The following is a 19425-nucleotide window of genomic DNA, read 5'->3' on the forward strand; positions in this document are numbered from 1 at the left end:
GTTTTTTAAAGGAAGTTGAATATGATCATCAAACCTAGAATTCGTGGATTTATCTGTACTACTACGCACCCTGTTGGTTGTGAAGCTAATGTAAAAGAACAAATTGCTTACACTAAAGCGCAAGGCCCAATTAAAAACGCTCCAAAACGCGTTCTTGTTGTGGGTGCATCAAGTGGCTACGGTCTATCTTCTCGTATCGCTGCGGCATTTGGTGGCGGTGCATCAACTATCGGTGTGTTCTTTGAAAAAGAAGGCACAGAGAAGAAGCCAGGCACTGCAGGTTTCTACAACGCTGCCGCTTTCGAAAAATTAGCGCGTGAAGAAGGCCTATACGCGAAAAGCCTGAACGGCGATGCTTTCTCAAACGAAGCAAAAGAGAAAACAATCGAGCTGATCAAGCAAGACCTTGGTCAGATTGATATGGTGGTTTACTCACTGGCGTCTCCAGTACGTAAATTGCCAGAAACAGGTGAACTGATTCGTTCATCTCTAAAGCCTATCGGTGAAACTTACACTTCGACAGCGGTTGATACCAACAAAGACGTTATCATCGAAGCGAGCGTTGAGCCTGCAACAGAAGAAGAGATCAAAGACACAGTAACCGTAATGGGCGGTGAAGACTGGGAACTTTGGATCAACGCACTTTCTGAAGCTGGTGTACTTGCAGAAGGTTGTAAGACAGTCGCATACAGCTACATCGGTACTGAGCTAACTTGGCCAATCTACTGGGATGGCGCACTAGGTAAAGCGAAAATGGACCTAGATCGCGCAGCAACAGCACTTAACGAGAAGCTAGCACAAACTGGTGGCAGCGCGAACGTTGCGGTTCTTAAATCTGTTGTAACTCAGGCAAGTTCTGCAATTCCTGTAATGCCGTTGTACATTGCAATGGTGTTCAAGAAGATGCGTGAAGAAGGCGTACACGAAGGCTGTATGGAACAAATCTACCGTATGTTCAGCCAGCGTCTATACAAAGAAGATGGCTCTGCGGCAGAAGTGGACGACATGAACCGTCTTCGTCTGGACGACTGGGAACTTCGTGAAGACATCCAGCAACACTGTCGTGACCTATGGCCACAAATTACGACTGAGAACCTAAAAGAGCTGACTGACTACGTTGAGTACAAAGAAGAGTTCTTGAAGCTATTCGGTTTTGGTGTTGACGGTGTGGATTACGAAGCAGACGTGAACCCAGCAGTAGAAGCAGATTTCATTCAAATCTAAAGGCTATTGTTTAGGTCGAACCTATTCCTGATATAGCAAATGGTTTTGATATAGTAAAAAGGCGCTCATTGAGCGCCTTTTTTATGTTTGAACGTTGATAAATCAACTCAATATGATGAGGATTGTACCCGCGAGCGTCATTAAAATGTTCGCTATTGCGTAAGTACCAGCGTAGCCCAATGCAGGAATAGTCGACTTCGCGTAGTCATTTACCACGTCCATGGCTGGCGCACACGTACGGGCACCAATAATGGCACCAAAAAGCAATGCTCGGTTCATTTTAAGCACATAAGCCCCGACGAGATAAGCGAGTGCCACAGGAACCACGCTGACAATAAAGGCGATGCCAATGACTTTCGGGCCGACTTGTGTCAGGTGCTCAAACATTTTCCCACCAGCGCTGAGTCCAATGCCGACCATAAAGAACATCAAACCAAGGTCCTTAACCATGTTAAGTGCCCCTTGTGGTACGTAGCCAAAAGTAGGGTGGTTGGCACGTAAGAAGCCCAAGGTAATACCGGAAAGTAATAAGCCTACCGCGTTACCTAAACTGAACGACACTTGGCCAAATGTCATCGTGATCAGACCAAACATAATGCCTAAGATGAAGAAGCTGCAAAATGCCAATAAGTCTGCCATTTGGCTGTGGATTGAGATGAAACCGATTTTTTCTGCAAGACCGTGTACTCGGCTCTTTTCGCCACTGACCTGAAGCACGTCACCTTTGGCAAGCACGATGTCTAAATCCATTGGCATTTCAATTTGTGCGCGTACTACTCGGTTTAAGAAACAACCAAACTCTGACAAGTTAAGATCAGACAAGCGCTTACCGGCAATCGCGTCACTTTTTACGACGATTTCTTCTTCCACAATGCGCAAATCGAGCAAGTTACGGTCAAAAACCTCTTTGCCGTTACGGAAACTTGAATCCAATCTAGCGTGGCTATCCGGGAAGCCAACAAGTGCAATCTCATCGCCTTCTTGGAGGATAGCGTCACCATCAGGGTGGGCGAGAATGCCATTGCGGCGAATTCGCTCAATGTAACAACCTGTTTGTCGGTAAATACCCAGTTCACGCAGGTTTTTACCATCTGTCCAGTCGATCAATTCTGGTCCAACTCGATACGCCCGAATGATCGGAAGATAGACTTTTCTCTGCCCTGAGTTACCAAGCCCACGCTCTTGAGCAATTTGTTGCGCTGAATCAGACAGGTTTTGTTTCTGGAGTCTTGGTAGCAATTTTGCGAACATGATCATGCTTATTAAGCCGATCAGATAAGCCATTGCGTAGCCGACAGATAAGTTTTCTAAGACCAGAGCAAAGTCCATATTGCGTGGTATTGTCGCCAATCCTGAGTTAAGCGCGTCTTGTGCACCCACAAGTACAGGGGTTGCCGTTAATGCCCCCGCCATCATACCTGCTGAAAGGCCAAAATCGAGTCCAAAATAATGGCTTAATCCATAAGTTAAACATACCGCTGAAACCAGTACGGTCATACTCAGAATGAAGTAGTGCTTCCCGTCTCTAAAAAAGATACCAAAGAAGTTAGGGCCTGCTTCAATACCTACGCAGTAGATAAATAGCATAAAGCCAATAGTTAACGCTTCTGCATTAAAAGAGAAGCCTAAGTGGCCCATGATAAGCGAAGTTATGAGAACCCCGATGGAGTTACCTAGTTGTAAGTTACCAAATCGGATTTTTCCGAAGGCAAGGCCGATGGCTAATACGACGAAGATTAGGAGGATTGGGTTTTGTTCGAGAAGATATACGACGTCTATGTTCACTGTGTGGCTCGGTAAAGTGTGTGCCAAGAAAGATTAGAGTGGCGAATTGTAACTAAATATAGCAAAAAGATAAGTGAATTTTTTTATGTTTTTCCATTAGTTGACTTAGGGGAATAACTATATGAAAAATAATAAAAAAGCCGCACTGAGATGCGGCTTTTAAAAAATTGTACTTTTTTATTACGCTACGTCGAATAGACCTAGGTGCTCTTTCGCGTAAGCTTCAAACTCATCACAACCACCAATGTGCTCTTGGTCGATGAAAATTTGAGGAACAGTTGCAACTGGTTTGCCTACTGTTTTCTCAAGGTCTGCTTTAGAGATGCCTTCAGCATGAATGTCAACGTAACGGTAGTTAAAGTCATCACGTTTTGCTTTTAGCGTTTCTGCATGCTCTTTTGCACGAACACAGTAAGGACATGCTGGGCGACCGAAGATAACAACGAACATAATTTTAATTTCTCCTAAATCTATTCTTTTTTGAAAGCAGACAAAAACGCGTTGGTTAAGTGGCTCTCTTTCACTTGGCTAACTATGCCCGATCCAATTACGGAAATAAAGTAGCAATTGCCTGTTGGTTTTATAGGTGAAACCTATCGAACAAAAAATCCTCTCATAATGACTATGTGAACCAACGCGTAAAAGCATATGTTTTATAAGGTTATTGATGGCAAGGTGGAATTGGTCAACTTTTTTTACTGCAAATCGTAGCAATCTATTGGGAGTGATTGTTTGTGGGAGGAAATGTATGTTTCAGTTCATGACTGCAACAAGGATTATTTTTGGTGAAGGCGCACTGCAGTCTTCGTTATCCATCATCAACCAATTCGGCTACAGCGTATTGTTAGTCACAGGTCGGGACACGCAAAGAGCAATACCAATTCTCAATTATCTTAAAGCGCAGGGTATGCGTTATCAGCACGTTGCGATTACTGGTGAGCCAAATATCACCATGGTGGAAGAGACCGCGATTCTGGGCCGAAAATTTAAGCCGGATATGGTTATCGCGATTGGCGGTGGCAGCGTCCTAGATATGGGGAAAGCGTTAGCCGCTATTATTCCAAATCATGGTGATGTTTATGACTATGTTGAAGTTGTGGGAAGAAATGTACCGTTAAAAGCAAAGCCTCTCCATTTTATCGCCATTCCAACTACCGCAAGTACGGGGTCTGAAGTGACCCGAAATGCAGTATTAAAATCTGGACAGGATAAAGTCAAAGTCAGCCTGAGAAGTCCGGATATGCTCGCAGACGTTGCGATTGTCGATCCAACCTTAACTTACGATACCGATCCCTATACATCAGGGCGTGGTGCAATGGATGCGTTTACCCATTTGATGGAAGCCTATGTGTGTGGAGAACCCAATCCTTTAACAGATATGGTATGCGAAGAAGGCTTACGTCGGTTAAGTCGCTCAGTCATTGCTGGGTGCAAGCACAACGACCACAAAGCGCGATCAGATTTATCATTTGCAGCTTTGCTAGGCGGAATGGCTATCACGAATGCAAAACTTGGTGCGGCACATGGTCTGGCTGCCGCTCTGGGGGGCAAGCTTGATGTTCCTCATAGTGTGATAACCGCGCGTTTAGCGCCTCATGTTATGCAGGAGAACATCGACGCTGCGAAAAAAGCGGGTAGGACAGATGTGATTAATCGCTATAGAAAGCTGGCTCAGCTTGTTACAGGTCGTACTAATGCGAATGAACATGATGGCGTGCTTTGGGTGAAAATGGTGCTGGATAAGTTAGAGTTACCTTCACTTGGACAGTTTGGCGTGTGTCAGACTTCATTTGAGCAGGTCGCGAGTGATGCGCTTAAGTCTGTGGCGATAAAGGGTAACCCGTTACCGTTGAATCACGAACGTCTTACCTACATTCTTAAACAAGTCTGTGATTGTCGGGGTAATATCGACGTTGAAAGCGTGCCAAGAGTTGGCTCAGTCGAAGTATTGGAAACATCGAGAACAGATCTCACAAGCGTGGACGAGTAGAGCGCTTATCTGGATGTATGAAATAAAAAAGGGAGCTCACTAGCTCCCTTTATCACGACAATTAGTATTGGGTTAATTTATCGTAGCGACTGTCTTTCAGTGCGTCTTTCACTCGTTTGAGGTTTTCACGGAACCCCGTACCTCGGCGAAGAGTAAAGCCAGTTGCCAACACATCGATCACTGTCATCTGTACAACGCGGCTTGCCATTGGCATGTATACGTCTGTATCTTCAGGGATATCGAGTGTGATCGCCAAAGAGCTTGCTTTTTCTAACGGAGAGTCTTTTGCTGTAATCGCAATAACTGTCGCGCCATTTTCACGAGCAAGGTTGGCAATTTCTACCTGGCTTTTCGTACGACCAGTATGAGAAATCAGCACAATCACGTCGTTATCACTGCAATTGATACAGCTCATGCGCTGCATGACGATGTCTTCAAAGCAAGTGATAGGAATATTGAAGCGAATAAACTTGTTTTGCGCGTCTCGGGCAACGGCAGATGATGCGCCTAAGCCAAAGAAAGAAATACGCTTCGCCTGAGTCAGCAAATCGACAGCACGATTAATTTGCATTGCGTCTAGGCTGTTTTTCGCTACGTCTAAGCACGCCATCGTAGATTCGAAGATCTTGTGCGTATACGCATCAGGACCGTCATCTTCTTCTACGTTTCGGTTTACGTAAGGAGTACCGTTAGCCAAGCTCTGTGCCAGGTGAAGTTTAAAATCTGGAAAGCCTTTTGTATCCAGGCGACGACAGAAGCGGTTTACAGTGGGTTCACTTACGTCGGCCATTTTAGCTAACGTGGCAATGCTCGAGTGAATAGCAGTTTGTGGAGACGCCATAATTACTTCTGCAACTTTGCGCTCAGATTTACTGAAATTCTCCAGATTTTTTTGAATTTTTTCTAATGTATTCATAGTGTTCACGAGGGTATAGAGAACAACTCGCTGGCTCTGTTAACGAATAGAAACCCAAAAGTTTCCCGGCAGTGAAGAGCGTTAACGAAAGCTACCAGCGCCATAGATTCAGTATAAACCTGATCTTTAATTCGGCTAAACCAAATACGGTTACTATTTAGTGAGAATTTGACAAACCTCAAACAAAAATTTCTGAAAACTACAGAAATGAATGTGAAAATGCAGGTTTGTTACTCAGGTTAGCCAATAATGATTAGTGAGTTACATCAAAAAGAAAGAAATTTTCAAGCTGATGTAACCCGTTCTTATCGTCAAGATGCCAAAATCTTAGAAGCCAGTTCTTGGATTTTGGCGTTTAAGTTTGGTGCTTGCTGAGCAATAAGCCTTTGCTCGTCCAAAACAGCATCAAAGATGTCTGTAGAGGTCAGAGGGTTTGCCAAGACTACCCGGAAGACGATAGTGCTCATGCGCTCCCAATGCTCAGGATTAAGCGTGGTACGAGAAACAAATGACTTACCAGTTTCACGTTGACGCTTTTGAATAAACTGAGTTAACTCGTTGATTAACTCATTTAATTCTTCTTTCTGTGTACCGTCTGCTTTTTCTAGAGCTTCACGGATGTTAGGCGGTAGATAACGGTAGGTGAGCAAACATAGCTCTGGCTCAGAAACCAGTTCAAAGTCGTCCTGTTTCTTAATCAAATCCGCGAAGTAGCGTGCTTTCTCGATACTTTGATCGATCAACAGTTCATAGCCAGGTCGGCTAATAATATGCATTGCTGCATACACCAACATCGCCATACCAGAACGAGAGCCCTCCAGGGTATGACTACCTAAATCTTTAGAACCTTTACGCAAGATGTACTGAGCGTGGTGCTCAATAGATTTCATCGCATCTGGATCTTTAAACAGAACCATGCCCGCACCCATAGGGATATAAAGCTGCTTATGCGCGTCAATCGTCACTGAGTCTGCAAGCTCAATGCCATTCAGCAGGTGTCGGTGATGATTAGACATTAATGTCGCGCCACCCCATGCGGCATCCACATGAAAATGACAATCGTGTTCTTGACAAACTTCAGCAATCGAAGCGAGTGGATCAACATTACCAGTTTCAGTCGTACCCGCCACACCAATCACCGCAATCGGCTTGATATTTTGCTTCTTGAGTTCGCTGATTTTCGCTTTGAGGTCATCGACAATAATGCGGTTATTTGCATCCGTCTTTACTGCGACTAGGCCTTCCTGCCCCAAACCCAGTACATCGGCCGCTTTTTTTAGTGAGTAGTGACCACGCTCAGAAACCATAATAGCTAAGCCTTCATAGCCGTAATGTTTCATGGCTTTGAATAGGCCTTCTTTCTCTACACCTTTAAATTCGCCGTCTGCTTTCAATGCTTTATTGCGGGCAACCCAAAGGGCAGTAATATTCGCAATCGTGCCGCCAGAGCAGAACGCACCGAGAGAATGGTTGGCACTATGCATCCATTGGTCGTAAAAGGTATTCGGCTGAGCGTAGATTAATCGGTGCAGCATGCCCAATACTTGGCGCTCTAATGGCGTAAACGCTTTCGACGTTTCTATCTTCACCAAGTTTTGGTTTAAGGCAATCATAATTTTAGACAGTGGCATTAAAAAGTAAGGCAATGCCGATGTCATATGGCCGATAAAGCTTGGAGCTGACGTATGAACCGAGTGTGACACCAAGGTATCTAACAAGTGCTCGGTATGGTCTGACACAAACTCAGGTTGCTCAGGAATCTGAGCAGAAGAAAAGTCTTTCTCTATTTCACGTAAAGGCTTTTCTTCTGCCACGATGTGTTCACGAAGAAATTGATTCAAGTTTCGAGAGAGACCTTCTTCAATTTTTGTTAACGTCGAGTCCGGACCTTCAGGGACAGTGAAGATCTTTAATAAGCTCTCAAAGCTAACGTCAGCGGTTTTTTGTTCCTTAACCATAGCAAAGAATCATTTGTAGTAATTTGGGTGATGCGAGCGGCACAATCTAAACCAAAACGGTTTCAAAGTCCCGTTTTAATTCTGTAAGGCCATGTTGACGGAATGAAAACCAAGTCATATGCCAACAACGTAGAGTAGGCGGTTTCTGCGCACTTGTATGTGAGAAGAGGGCCTTCGTAAGCAATATAGAAACGAGTCACGAAGGCTATCTCAAAGCATGTAAACCGAAACCTCAGGTTATTTGGTTATCGGCGCTATTCACATTGTTGTTTTTCTAGCTTCTCGATTGACTGATTATATCTATTAAGAGCCGAGTCAATTTTCTGAGGGTGGCTTAGTAGATCCGCAAAAGCAGAGCGAAGATCGTAGTTTTTCTCGTGATTGGTAGATTGGCGATCACTAAATGTTTTTTGTGCAGCCTCACCCAGTTTGTCACTGCGACTTGCCAGCTGTTTGACATCGTGTTGCTCAAGCTTGAGCCATGCCTCGATTGGCTGCTCAGTTGCTACACGGCTAGGATCATTTTTAAGAAAATAATGGACAGCTTCTCGGTTGAGTTCGAAGTGATGCTTACGGCCATCTAAGAACCATTGGCTTACTTCATCGAGATCAGGGTATTGAGCGACGGTCAAGTCAACAAGGTCTTGATACCATTGCAGTGAAGCATCGACATAGCCATCGTATTTATTAGACAGACATTGTTGATCTGCGGCAAATGTAAAAGTTGAGCTTGTAGCGAGGAGCGCTGCAACGACAAAGCGTTTCATTCTTCTTCCTTCTATTCTAATAGTTATTCCTTAATTAACGTTAAATCTCATTCTATGACGAATGACCCTTAATTCATGTTGGAGCTAAGAGAGTCTTGGGCTGTTGATTCAAATAGCGAAGTAAGGTGTCGTTACTTAATTGACGACTTCAACGTTAATTAGGTTTTTAAATTTTTGCCGTATTGTAATGGATGTTAAAGGCAAAACCTGAGATCTAGCTAGCAAGTGATACAAAGAAAAGCATCATCACAGGCACGAGCAAGCTCAAAATAAAGCCACTAACAATGGCAACAGGTACGCAACGTACGCCTCCCGTTGTTTGGATGACTGGCAAAGTAAAGTCCATTGCTGTTGCGCCAGCATAACCAATCGCGGTACATGGGTAACGGCGGATAAATAGTGGAATGGCAACTAATGCCACTAATTCACGCATCAGCTCAATTAGGAAAGAGGCGCCGCCAAATACCGGACCAAACGCATCGCCCATCAAAATACCTGCCAATGAGTACCAGCCAAATCCAGACGCCATTGCCAATGCTTTATATAAGGGAAGATCCAAGACCAATGAAGCGATTACGCCACCAAGCATACAAGTAACGATGATAACGGCTGCAATGGCCATGCCTTGCTTGTTTAACAAAATCTGTCTGAGGGTAAGGCCGCTATTGCGCAGTTGAATACCAATAAAGAACAGCAAGAGGAACAGTATCCACTCGCTTGCGGTGTCTACCCAAGATAAGTCAATGGGAAGGATCAAACCTGCCACTAAACCACCACCAACGACGAGGATCAGTTTGGCAGACTCCAGAGCCATTGAAGAAAGAGGTAACTTGCTGTGGCTTTGATCGGTCTTTAGAGGAATTATCTTGTCGACAAGAGGCAATGCAAGAAGGTTACAGACACTTAAGCAAATAAAGAAAGTACTCGCATAAAGCAGAATGCTTTGTAAATTGCTACCCAGATTATCAAGTGCAGCAAGGCTCAGCCCCATCAACGATAGAATAACGTAGATAAGGTAAGAGGTGGATTGATTAATTTTCTCGAGTAAAGCGGCGCGAGAAATAGGAATTAAATACCCGACAACGAGTGGGGCAAAAATGAAGAGCATCCCTGAGAACATAAAACTCAATTATTCCTTTGTGAGATAAGCCTAAATTGGTCACAGATCAACATTCACTCAACCTTGAGTGGAGCCATTACTGTGGATGACGTTTTGATTAAAAATAAGGTCTACAAGCCACTGGTGGTTAAAACCGTGTTCATTTCCTGACGGAAGTCCTCATCACTCATATTGCTGAGTTCATAAAGTATCTCAGCGCCCGTTAGGTTGAATTCCACTTCGTGTTCGTTAATGCGCTCATCTTGATTGCGGAACATTAACAGATGGTGTGCAATTCTGGCTATGTCTAAGTAACTGACATCTGGGCGAGAAGTGACGTACTTTTCGTTCGATGACACTTCTCTGTAATCGTTATCAAATCCCCAGCGTTCTAGCACCAGATTACTGGTGGTAGCGCAACGTGTTTGGAAGATTTGTAACGCGATATCTTGATCCAGATAGTTGCCTCTTTCGAGGTACATATTGTACTCATTAATAAGACAAAATAGGCCTATATCTGCTAACAAGCCGACTAACAATGCTTTTTCTTGTTCAAGGTGGCCATACGTCACAGGATCGTGCTTGCGGAACTCTTGCACAATTAACACCATCACAGCACCAAGCTCACGGGAAACCGCAGCACTTTTCACCATGATCGCGTTACATTCGCTGGTTAGATTTAGTGAGTGTTTCAATTGTTCAATTGCTTGAGCGGTAACAATGTCACGCACGCGCAGAATGCCTAAACGTGAGACAGCGGTTATTAAATCATTGCAGGTGATGTTTCTACGGTTAAAAATTACCGAGTTCGCGACCCGCACCACAACGGCTGCTAATCCAGGATCTTCTAACAAACAGTTCGCAATATCGGCGATCGTTGTGTTTTCTTCCTGACACAATTGCTGAATTTTAAGCACGGCATCAGGTATCGGAGGTAAAGAAATCTTACCGATAGTAATAGATTGCTCTACCAGTTGTGCGAATTCGGATTCTAGCGCTTTTAAAAGCTTATCTTTGTTATTTGGTAGCCAAAAAAATGATAGGTGTTCCATTATGACGTTGTACTTATAATCTTTGGTACAGTGTACCCTTTCAACACGCGCATTATCAATGAAATGCGTTCTCTGTATACTCAATTACCTAACATATCATGATGAATTGTTGATTCAGTCTACAAGGTGTCAAAAAAATACCGCTACAAAGAAGGATAACTGTGAAATCAATCACGTATGGGGAATTTATACTTTTTTATATGTGACTTATGTCCTAACTTATTTTTCGTCGTTAAGTATGATTAAGCAAGTTGGTAAGCACAATTCACAAATATATCGCCAACAAATCGACATTTTATAATTCGCTACAAGCTGCTGTTTATCTGGTGACATCGCTAATCGGGGTAATTTATTCAGATTAAAGAGGTCAATGGACATGACAGACCAAGCTTTTTTTAAATACGTACGCAATTTTAGTCAATATCAGAAACGTTCCATGTTTGGCGGCATCGGTTTATTTTGCGATGATGCCATGTTCGCTCTTGTCAGTAATGACTGCTGTTACCTACGTGGCGGTAATGAGCTAGACGAAGAGCTGATGCAACTAAATTGTGAAAAATATAAGCACGTCAAGAGACAAACGACGGCAACCGTTAATTATTATGATGTGACAGAGCTGTTTGAATCCGGCTTTTCCGGTTTAGATGAACTGTTAAAAAAATCAATAGAGTACTCAGTAAAGGAACGCAAATACCAAAAATCATCTGCGAGTAGACGGCTAAGGGATCTGCCGAACATGCAACTTACACTTGAGCGTATGGTGAAAAAAGCCGGCGTTGATGATGTTGAAGCATTTTTGGAGCTTGGGCCTGTGGAAGTTTTCAATAAAGTAAGACAGGCTTACGGTAACGATGTAGATGTCAAACTGCTTTGGAAGTTTGCTGGTGCGATTGATGGAGTGCACTGGAAACTCATTCAAGAGCCACGTAAAAAACAGCTTTTAGAGCTGTGTAATTAACGTAATGGGCTTATTTAATGAATGACTTTACTCTGGCGTTAGCGATTCGTAAAACTAAGCATCAAAAGTAGAAAAGGGATGTTGATACTTTTGAGCACTTTATTAGAGTGAGTTATTTCTACCAAATAAAAAACCGAGGCTAATGCCTCGGTTTTTGTTTTTCGCTTGTGATTATTAGAACTTGAAGCGCGTAGTGAACATAACTTGATCACCGTAAAAGTCGTTAATGCGAGCTTCTGCACCTAGAGAGAACAACTCAGTTGAGTGGAAACGTGCATAGGCAGAGCCCATCCAGTCGTCGTTGTCATCAATAGAAACATAGCCAACTTTACCACCTACTTCTAATTGAGGACCTAACCACTGACGAACGCCCAGGTTTAGTTCCATACCTACATCAGTGCTGCTTGAGTGAGATGGTTGAACAACGCGCATCAGCATTTCGCCTGTCAGGTCTGCCCAGTTATTAAGTGGTGAGTGAAAACCAAAACCAGCTGCTGAATCAAAGTCGCTTTCAAACTCAGAATCGATACGAGCTATGACGTGTGCATTTGGGTGAATTGATTTGCTGACTCCAGCACCAAATGTCATCGGGCTTGCGCCAATGCGAGCTTCGACGTAGTCGTAACTAAAGTTGCTCATAGTTGCAGGCGTATTGCCGTTCGCAGCTAGGGCGTGGCTTGATGCTAACAATAGGGCTGTGGCTAATAGTGTCTTACGCATAACTAACGATAAACCTTGTTTATTTTTCCATGAGTCCAAGCAAGCACTTGAACTGTAATCTGATTTGTCCGACATCATAATCAAAAGAGAGGTCTTCGACCAACATAAATGTGTCGATGTTTTGTCAATTAACTTAATTGTTATCCAATTTAAGCAAAAAGTGTGCCATGTATGATGGCGCACTTTGTATGGTTTGGCTTATTCACCGAAGCTTGCTCTACGCTCTGCCATCGCGTTTAAAATGGCTTCTGAATCTAGGACGGTTGTCCAGGATAACAAGTCATCATCCTGTTCGATAACGAACGAAGTAAGCTGGGAGAGGATCGCCTGTCTTAGTTCATCTCCTCTCCATGGCTTGGCAATGTAATAGTCTAAACTGTCGTGGTTAATTGCCTCTACGGTGTCTTCTAATCCTGCCTGACCGGTCAGTAGCACTTTGCGGGCATTTCTTGTGTCAGCACTTTGGCTTAGTTCAATCAAGAAGCTAATTCCAGTTTGCTCCGGCATAATGTGATCACACAAAATGAGCGCAAGTTTTACTTCTTCGTCCGCCATGTCCTCGATTACTTGTCTTGCCTCTGTCACGGACTCTGCGCCTTCTAAAATAAAATGTTCTTCGAAGGGAGCTAAATCTTGCAACACGCTATCCAAGACTTCTCTTTCGTCATCGACGCATAAAATCAGATACTTTGTCATATTTCATCTCCTTCTTCGATGACCGGTAACCAGACTGTCATACGAGTGTATTTGTTGAGTTCTGATTCCACTTCAATCCATCCGTGGTGAGCAGAAACGATTTGCTGGCAGATAGAAAGCCCGATTCCTAAGCCAAAGTTGCCCACTTTTTTGGTCGTAAAGTTGAGTTCAAAAATTGATGCCTTCTGTGATTCCGGAATACCACAACCATTATCTTCGAATGAAATCACGGCATATCGTTTTTGATCTTTTTCGACCAGCCTAGTCTGGATTTTTAACACACCTTTATCCGGAAAAGCGTCAATGGCGTTTGAAACTAGATTAGTCCAAACCTGCTGTAAAGCGATAGGCTGGCAAAGAATTCGCGGTAAGTTATCGTAGTCTGTTGAAACCTGGTGCATTTTCAACTTGTTTTCAAAGATAACCAAGGTATCTTCGATGCCTTCATGGATATCAGCGTAATGCATGCTTTCATCATCAGCACGTGCATAGCCTTTCAAACTCTTTACCATGTCAGCGATACGCGCTGCACATACGTTAATTGAACGCAGAGAAGCCCCCGCTTTATGATATTGCTCTAGTGTTCCAAGTGTCTGAGCTGCACTATCCTGTTTTTTCGCGAGCTGCGACAACAACGCATCATCTGACTCTAAGCCGAGATTGACGATTTTTTTGGCTAACGTGCGATCCGGCAGGATAGGGCTAAGTTGTTTTACTCGTGCTCTCAGCTCAGAGGTTGAGGCTGGTTTAGAATTTTGCGCTTGGGACAGCAGTTGCACGCCCTTGCTCTGGATATCCGAGCTAGGATGCTCGGTCAGTAGGCTTTCAAGGGTATGCGTGAGATTTTCTACCCCACGCAAAATAGCTGCGATTGGATTGTTGAGTTCATGGGCGACACCGGCAACGAGCTGACCAAGCATGGCCATTTTTTCTCGCTCTATCAGTTGCTGATGAGCCGACTCTAACGATTCAAGTGTTTTTTGCAGCTGTAACTTGGTATTAATGCTGCGTTGCAAACGTCGATTAAAGTGTCGAAGCAGTAAGTTGGTGAATAGTGGCAGCAGATTAGAGTCACTCTGCATGACGTTGTGGAACACTTGGCGATCGAGTTTGATCACTTCCGTCTTCGATAATGTCAGTGCGGTAGAGAAAGAGTTTTCACCCGTTACAAATGACATGCTGCCGACAATATTACCTTTCGTGTAGCGAACGACTTCTCTTTGAACGCCTTGCTCATCTCTTTTGTACAGAGCTACGTCTCCGTTGGTGATAAACCAGAGAAAGTTGTTGGGTTCACCTTCAACCGTCAATAAATGTTCAGGTGAGTAGGTACGGCAGGCATGGGTATCATCGCTGTCTTTGAAAAACAGTTGCAAGGCGGTGATTACTTGCTCTGCGAGCTCTGCATCGGACATTGAGTGATAGTCATGCAGGAAGCCAGCTTGGTATTTCTGCATCTGATTCTCAATGTGCGCTCGCAGCAATTTATGTTGGTCCAGTACTTGGCTGTAGCCGAGCAAGTCCTCATGGCAGTTGCGTAAAATAAACTGTGTTAACTCTTTTTGAACCGTATTAAACAGCACCTTATCCGGGAGCGGCTTTGTCAGGCAGTGGTCTAATCGACCTTCGTTAACGGCAGTGAGTATCGCTTGGATATCCGAAGAGCAACTAATGAGGATTTTTCGTGCGCTTTCTGTATGTGGTGCCCGGTCGAGACCAATAAGAAATTCCACGCCGTTAAAATGAGCATGGTGGCTGGCGATGACGAGTGCGACAGTCTGCTTCTGTTGTTCGAGATACTCAAGCGCACTTTGCGCTTCTTCAATGGATTCAACAGAAAAAATATCAAATTTGCTAGAGAAAGCAGACAGCTCCAATCGAAACTGTTCGGCACTGATTGGATTGTTGTCGAGACACAATACAGCGTAGCGATTCACAGGTAGTTGAGCTCCGGTTAAAACTTCTCCAGCCAAACCCTATCAATAAAACGACGGAATGAGTGCGAGCTAAGTATGATTCCTGATTAATGGTCTAGAATAAGCAACAATAGTCTGATTTATCTCAATGTTTTATCCGCCGAGGGTTTGGGTTAGACTGAACACAAATACCTGAAAAGTGACGTTATGCAAAATCTTAAAAAACTTGGCGCCATTGGCGGTGCAATTTCACTCGCGCTCTGTTGGCCACTCGCCGTTGGTCAAATTGGTCAGTCCATCATTGAAGATGGAATCGCGAATATGAACGATGAAATGATCAAAGGAGAAGTGATTGAGTATCAGCGTGGTTACCTGTCTTCGGTTGTGCTAACCCGATATACGGTAGTTGACCCGGAGTTAAAGACGCAATTGTTGCGTGACAGCATACCTACAACTTTTGATGTCACAAGTGATGTTAGCCATGGGCTAACCAGCCTCACAGCGGATTCAAAATTAGTAGAAAACGACTTTTTGCCGCTTACGTTGCAAAGTCAGACTCAACTCAATGGTAATACTGCATTTACATTGGACTTAGACAGCTGGCATTACCGCAATGAAGCTGAAGATATCTCAGTGTCGACAAGCCCTGCGAAAGTATCGGGTAACGTGACGGTTTTAGGCGATCTTAATTATCAGGTTTCGGTTCCCTATGTTCAGGTTGATTTTGTCAACGGTGACGAACTGCATTTGAACGGTTTGACAGGGCAGGGTAAAGGAAAACAAGTTAAAGGTTACTGGCTAGGTGAGCAGGTATTTTCGCTAGAGAAACTGGATGTGGTGAATTCTACTATGACCCCGGTGTTCTTAATTGAAAATGCGAACTACAGCGGTAATACAGCGACGGATGAGACGGGTGCAAAGCTGAACAGTCAGTTTAATCTGGCGGCGAAAAACCTGCGCCTTACGGATGGCACTGATGTTGACGACTTTAAGCTCGATTTTTCCATCGCCGATGTCGATAGCCAATCGTTCGATGAGATTATGTCTATCTATCAGAGCTCTGCAGTGCTGAGTGAGCAAGAAGTGGCCAGCCTATTGCCTCACATTGATACGCTGTTTAGTAAAGGCTTTAACCTTTCAGTGAACGAACTGTCACTCGCGTTTGGTGAAGGTAAATTCCATAACGAATGGGAATTGTCTATACCGCAAGGTACCGAGCAAATCACCCAGAATCCGATGAAGATAGTCAATGTAACTAACGGCGCTTTGAGTACGTATTTCTCCGATGAGTTAGTTGATCACTACCCGTTTATTCAAGAAGGAATAGATGAGTTGTTAATCATGGAGTTAATAGACAAAGTTGAGGGTGGTTACCAACTTAAGGCTCAAATCGGTGATGGTAAGTTAAAATTCGAGAACGGACATGAGTTCCCATTGATCGCGTTATTGATGCCAGCGCTGATGCAAAAATAGACAGTCATCGTTAGTTAATTACGCTCATATGGCATTTTCAGTTTAAAAAGAGGTCGTAGGACCTCTTTTCTTGTTTTTATCGCCGCAAAAACGTGATATACCCAACATATATCAAGATGAAGGCATCGGAACTTTGTTAGAGAGTTTTCGCGCGATAAACAGTGTCTGCGCTGATGACCCTAAAAGCCTTCCCAGGCCCGCATCTCGAGATTATTTTAGTACATTAATTTCGACATATATTGAGCAGGAGCAATGAGCATCATGGAACAAAATACGGACATCGTATTTAACTTCAGCGCAGGACCAGCAGGTCTGCCAAAAGCAGTTATGCAACAAGCACAAAATGAACTATTAAACTGGCAAGGTCTGGGCACTTCCGTGATGGAAATTAGCCACCGAAGCAAAGAGTTCATTAAAGTTGCTGAAGAAGCTGAACAAGACCTGCGTGACCTTTTAAACATTCCAGAGAACTACAAAGTCCTATTTTGCCAAGGTGGCGCTCGCGCTCAGTTTGCTGCTGTTCCGCTAAACCTTTTGGGTGAAGCCAAAACTGCTACTTACATTGATGGCGGTTACTGGGCAGAAAGCGCAGTCGCAGAAGCGAAGAAATACTGTGAACCAGACGTTTTTGACGCAAAAACAGAAATTGACGGCAAACTGGCAGTAAAACCTGCAAGTGAGTGGGAAATTGCACCAGACGCGGCTTACGTTCATTTCTGTCCTAACGAAACCATCGACGGTATTGAAATCAACGATTTGCCTGTTACCGACAAGCCAATTGTTGCAGACATGTCTTCTACGATTCTTTCGCGCGAGATCGACGTTTCTAAATACGGCGTTATCTATGCGGGTGCTCAGAAAAACATCGGCCCATCTGGTATTTCTATCGTTATCGTACGTGATGATTTATTGGGTATGGCAAAACAAGAACTGCCGAGCATTCTAGATTTCACTGTACTTGCAGAAAAAGAGTCTATGTTCAACACGCCTCCAACATTTGCTTGGTACCTATCTGGCCTTGTATTCAAATGGCTAAAAGCGGAAGGTGGTGTTAAGAGTATTGAGAAAGTGAATCGTGCAAAAGCGAAATTGCTTTACGATTTCATTGATCAGTCAGATTTCTACCGTAACGGCATTCATTCTGCTAACCGCTCACTGATGAACGTACCGTTCCAGTTAGCGAAGCCAGAGCTTGATAGCACTTTCTTAGAGCTAGCCGATGCGAAAGGCTTGAAATCTCTGAAAGGTCACCGTGCCGTAGGTGGTATGCGTGCGTCAATCTACAACGCAATGACACTTGAGGGTGTTCAGGCGCTTGTAGACTTTATGAAAGAGTTCGAAGAACAGTACGCGTAGTTTGAACCAACACTGAACTACTCAAAGCGTCGCACTTGCGGCGCTTTTGTTTAACTAACCAACGCATGGGTAGATGAGCCAAACATCACACCACTTTTCATGTTGCGCACTTTACCTCTGCAAAGGTTGAATAAGATGGGATTAATATGGCTTTGCACAAAACCGAAGAACTACAAAAACAATTTCCCCTCCTGACGCAGCTAATCGATTTGAAAGAAGTCTGCTGGTTTAACCCAAATGTGACTTCTTTAGAAGAGGGATTACCTTACGTTGGTTTAGACGCTAAAGATATTCATGCTGCGAGCCAACGCTTGAAGCGATTTGCGCCTTACATCATGCAAGCCTTTCCTGAAACCTCTGGCAATAACGGCATTATTGAATCGCCTGTTGTTGACATTCCCAAGATGAAAGCATGTCTGGAAACTCAGTATAAAACCCCGATTTCGGGTCGCTTAATGTTGAAGAAGGACAGTCATCTACCCATCTCAGGTTCAATAAAAGCTCGTGGCGGTATTTACGAAGTATTGACGCATGCAGAAAAGCTCGCGATGGAAGCGGGATTACTGAGTGAAGGGGATGATTACAGCAAACTCTTCAGCGAGGAGTTTTGCCAGTTTTTTCAACAATACTCTATCGCAGTAGGTTCGACAGGCAACTTAGGTATGTCGATTGGCATAATGAGCGCAAAACTTGGGTTCTCTGTGTCAGTCCATATGTCTGCCGATGCTCGCCAATGGAAAAAAGACAAACTCCGTTCTCATGGTGTTAATGTTGTTGAATACGAACAAGATTACGGTGTCGCGGTGGAACAGGGCCGTAAAGAGGCAGAGCAAGACCCTAACTGTTTCTTTATTGATGACGAAAACTCACAAACTCTATTTTTGGGATACTCAGTTGCAGGGGAGCGACTGAAGCAACAGTTTGAAGAGTTAGGTATTGCTGTCGATGAACACCATCCACTGTTTGTCTACCTGCCATGTGGAGTGGGTGGTGGTCCGGGTGGCGTCGCATTTGGTCTCAAAATGGCTTTTGGTGACCACGTCCATTGTATCTTTGCTGAGCCAACTCACTCTCCCTGCATGTTATTAGGTGTGCATACCGGTTTGCATGACCAAATTTCAGTTCAGGATTTAGGCATTGATAATGTGACCGCCGCTGATGGTCTCGCAGTGGGGCGGGCTTCTGGCTTTGTCGGGCGGGCAATGGAAAGGTTGTTAGATGGGTATTACACCATCTCCGATGAGCGTATGTACCATCATTTAGGTGAGTTGAGTGATCTTGAAAATATTCGTCTCGAGCCGTCAGCGCTTGCTGGAATGGTCGGTGCGGTTCATGTGTCGAATAACAATGAATACCTGGCTCGTATGAACATTAGCAACGAGAAGCTGAATGGAGCGACGCATCTCGTTTGGGCGACGGGCGGCGGCATGGTTCCTGAAGCAGAAATGGCGGCATATTTGGCTCAGTCAGAACGCTGTGATTGATGCTTGCCAATAAAAAAGGGCTCATCTTGTG

The 19425-nt window shown here is 44.1% G+C and carries 16 protein-coding genes; 6 read left to right on the forward strand and 10 right to left on the reverse strand.

Annotation, left to right across the window (positions count from 1 at the left end; translation table 11 throughout):
• Positions 1–21 precede the first annotated feature (21 nt).
• Positions 22–1224, forward strand: a complete 1203-nt coding sequence (gene fabV / locus VEJY3_RS06095; RefSeq protein ID WP_014231565.1) for an enoyl-ACP reductase FabV — start codon at positions 22–24, stop codon at positions 1222–1224.
• Between the two features lie 102 nt (positions 1225–1326).
• Here fabV and VEJY3_RS06100 read toward each other — a convergent pair whose 3' ends face one another.
• On the reverse strand, positions 1327–3009 hold the full coding sequence (locus tag VEJY3_RS06100) for an aspartate:alanine antiporter (protein ID WP_014231566.1): 1683 nt from the start codon (positions 3007–3009) through the stop codon (positions 1327–1329).
• Positions 3010–3189: 180 nt separating this feature from the next.
• On the reverse strand, positions 3190–3459 hold the full coding sequence (locus tag VEJY3_RS06105) for a GrxA family glutaredoxin (RefSeq protein WP_014231567.1): 270 nt from the start codon (positions 3457–3459) through the stop codon (positions 3190–3192).
• A gap of 298 nt (positions 3460–3757) precedes the next feature.
• Here VEJY3_RS06105 and VEJY3_RS06110 point away from each other — a divergent pair, with 298 nt between their 5' ends.
• Complete coding sequence (locus tag VEJY3_RS06110) at positions 3758–4999, forward strand: iron-containing alcohol dehydrogenase (protein ID WP_014231568.1); 1242 nt, start codon at positions 3758–3760, stop codon at positions 4997–4999.
• 61 nt (positions 5000–5060) lie between these two features.
• On the opposite strand, the gene VEJY3_RS06115 is transcribed toward VEJY3_RS06110, so the two are convergent.
• The 5 genes from VEJY3_RS06115 to VEJY3_RS06135 all read right to left on the reverse strand — a co-directional run bounded on the left by VEJY3_RS06115 (position 5061) and on the right by VEJY3_RS06135 (position 10791).
• Positions 5061–5915, reverse strand: coding sequence for a MurR/RpiR family transcriptional regulator (locus VEJY3_RS06115; protein WP_014231569.1), 855 nt, complete (start codon positions 5913–5915; stop codon positions 5061–5063).
• Positions 5916–6226: 311 nt separating this feature from the next.
• Entirely contained in the window at positions 6227–7873 is a 1647-nt protein-coding gene (panP, locus tag VEJY3_RS06120) for a pyridoxal-dependent aspartate 1-decarboxylase PanP (protein WP_014231570.1), read from the reverse strand.
• A 254-nt stretch (positions 7874–8127) separates the two neighbouring features.
• A complete protein-coding gene (locus VEJY3_RS06125) occupies positions 8128–8640 on the reverse strand; it encodes a hypothetical protein (RefSeq protein ID WP_014231571.1) in 513 nt (170 codons plus the stop codon).
• A gap of 214 nt (positions 8641–8854) precedes the next feature.
• Positions 8855–9760 carry a lysine exporter LysO family protein gene (locus VEJY3_RS06130; RefSeq protein WP_014231572.1) on the reverse strand — a complete coding sequence of 302 codons (906 nt, stop codon included), beginning with the start codon at positions 9758–9760 and terminating at the stop codon, positions 8855–8857.
• A gap of 110 nt (positions 9761–9870) precedes the next feature.
• The gene (locus VEJY3_RS06135) at positions 9871–10791 is read right to left on the reverse strand and encodes an HDOD domain-containing protein (protein ID WP_014231573.1); all 921 of its coding nucleotides are present in this window, start codon (positions 10789–10791) and stop codon (positions 9871–9873) included.
• Between the two features lie 370 nt (positions 10792–11161).
• Between VEJY3_RS06135 and VEJY3_RS06140 the strand changes: the two genes are divergently transcribed.
• Complete coding sequence (locus tag VEJY3_RS06140; protein WP_014231574.1) at positions 11162–11749, forward strand: TfoX/Sxy family DNA transformation protein; 588 nt, start codon at positions 11162–11164, stop codon at positions 11747–11749.
• A gap of 174 nt (positions 11750–11923) precedes the next feature.
• On the opposite strand, the gene VEJY3_RS06145 is transcribed toward VEJY3_RS06140, so the two are convergent.
• The 3 genes from VEJY3_RS06145 to VEJY3_RS06155 form a co-directional block, all read right to left on the reverse strand.
• The gene (locus VEJY3_RS06145) at positions 11924–12469 is read right to left on the reverse strand and encodes a hypothetical protein (RefSeq protein WP_014231575.1); all 546 of its coding nucleotides are present in this window, start codon (positions 12467–12469) and stop codon (positions 11924–11926) included.
• Between the two features lie 198 nt (positions 12470–12667).
• Positions 12668–13165: a response regulator gene (locus VEJY3_RS06150; protein ID WP_014231576.1), complete on the reverse strand. Its 498-nt coding sequence runs from the start codon at positions 13163–13165 to the stop codon at positions 12668–12670.
• Positions 13162–15102, reverse strand: a complete 1941-nt coding sequence (locus VEJY3_RS06155; protein ID WP_014231577.1) for an ATP-binding protein — start codon at positions 15100–15102, stop codon at positions 13162–13164. Before VEJY3_RS06155 ends, VEJY3_RS06150 begins: the two co-directional genes overlap by 4 nt.
• A gap of 186 nt (positions 15103–15288) precedes the next feature.
• Here VEJY3_RS06155 and VEJY3_RS06160 point away from each other — a divergent pair, with 186 nt between their 5' ends.
• The 3 genes from VEJY3_RS06160 to VEJY3_RS06170 all read left to right on the forward strand — a co-directional run bounded on the left by VEJY3_RS06160 (position 15289) and on the right by VEJY3_RS06170 (position 19394).
• The gene (locus VEJY3_RS06160; protein WP_014231578.1) at positions 15289–16554 is read left to right on the forward strand and encodes a DUF945 family protein; all 1266 of its coding nucleotides are present in this window, start codon (positions 15289–15291) and stop codon (positions 16552–16554) included.
• Positions 16555–16806: 252 nt separating this feature from the next.
• On the forward strand, positions 16807–17910 hold the full coding sequence (serC, locus tag VEJY3_RS06165; RefSeq protein WP_041170212.1) for a 3-phosphoserine/phosphohydroxythreonine transaminase: 1104 nt from the start codon (positions 16807–16809) through the stop codon (positions 17908–17910).
• 146 nt (positions 17911–18056) lie between these two features.
• Entirely contained in the window at positions 18057–19394 is a 1338-nt protein-coding gene (locus VEJY3_RS06170; protein ID WP_014231580.1) for a D-serine ammonia-lyase, read from the forward strand.
• Positions 19395–19425 lie beyond the last annotated feature (31 nt).

Source organism: Vibrio sp. EJY3 (assembly GCF_000241385.1).
GTDB classification, from domain to species: Bacteria; Pseudomonadota; Gammaproteobacteria; order Enterobacterales; family Vibrionaceae; genus Vibrio; species Vibrio natriegens.

Coding starts and splice junctions, on each gene's coding strand:
- VEJY3_RS06150 (WP_014231576.1), bottom strand. CDS start 13,165: ATGACAAAGTATCTGATTTTATGCGTCGATGACGAAAGAGAAGTCTTG.
- VEJY3_RS06130 (WP_014231572.1), bottom strand. CDS start 9,760: ATGTTCTCAGGGATGCTCTTCATTTTTGCCCCACTCGTTGTCGGGTAT.
- VEJY3_RS06115 (WP_014231569.1), bottom strand. CDS start 5,915: ATGAATACATTAGAAAAAATTCAAAAAAATCTGGAGAATTTCAGTAAA.
- VEJY3_RS06170 (WP_014231580.1), top strand. CDS start 18,057: ATGGCTTTGCACAAAACCGAAGAACTACAAAAACAATTTCCCCTCCTG.
- panP (WP_014231570.1), bottom strand. CDS start 7,873: ATGGTTAAGGAACAAAAAACCGCTGACGTTAGCTTTGAGAGCTTATTA.
- VEJY3_RS06160 (WP_014231578.1), top strand. CDS start 15,289: ATGCAAAATCTTAAAAAACTTGGCGCCATTGGCGGTGCAATTTCACTC.
- fabV (WP_014231565.1), top strand. CDS start 22: ATGATCATCAAACCTAGAATTCGTGGATTTATCTGTACTACTACGCAC.
- VEJY3_RS06135 (WP_014231573.1), bottom strand. CDS start 10,791: ATGGAACACCTATCATTTTTTTGGCTACCAAATAACAAAGATAAGCTT.
- serC (WP_041170212.1), top strand. CDS start 16,807: ATGAGCATCATGGAACAAAATACGGACATCGTATTTAACTTCAGCGCA.
- VEJY3_RS06105 (WP_014231567.1), bottom strand. CDS start 3,459: ATGTTCGTTGTTATCTTCGGTCGCCCAGCATGTCCTTACTGTGTTCGT.
- VEJY3_RS06110 (WP_014231568.1), top strand. CDS start 3,758: ATGTTTCAGTTCATGACTGCAACAAGGATTATTTTTGGTGAAGGCGCA.
- VEJY3_RS06140 (WP_014231574.1), top strand. CDS start 11,162: ATGGACATGACAGACCAAGCTTTTTTTAAATACGTACGCAATTTTAGT.
- VEJY3_RS06125 (WP_014231571.1), bottom strand. CDS start 8,640: ATGAAACGCTTTGTCGTTGCAGCGCTCCTCGCTACAAGCTCAACTTTT.
- VEJY3_RS06145 (WP_014231575.1), bottom strand. CDS start 12,469: ATGCGTAAGACACTATTAGCCACAGCCCTATTGTTAGCATCAAGCCAC.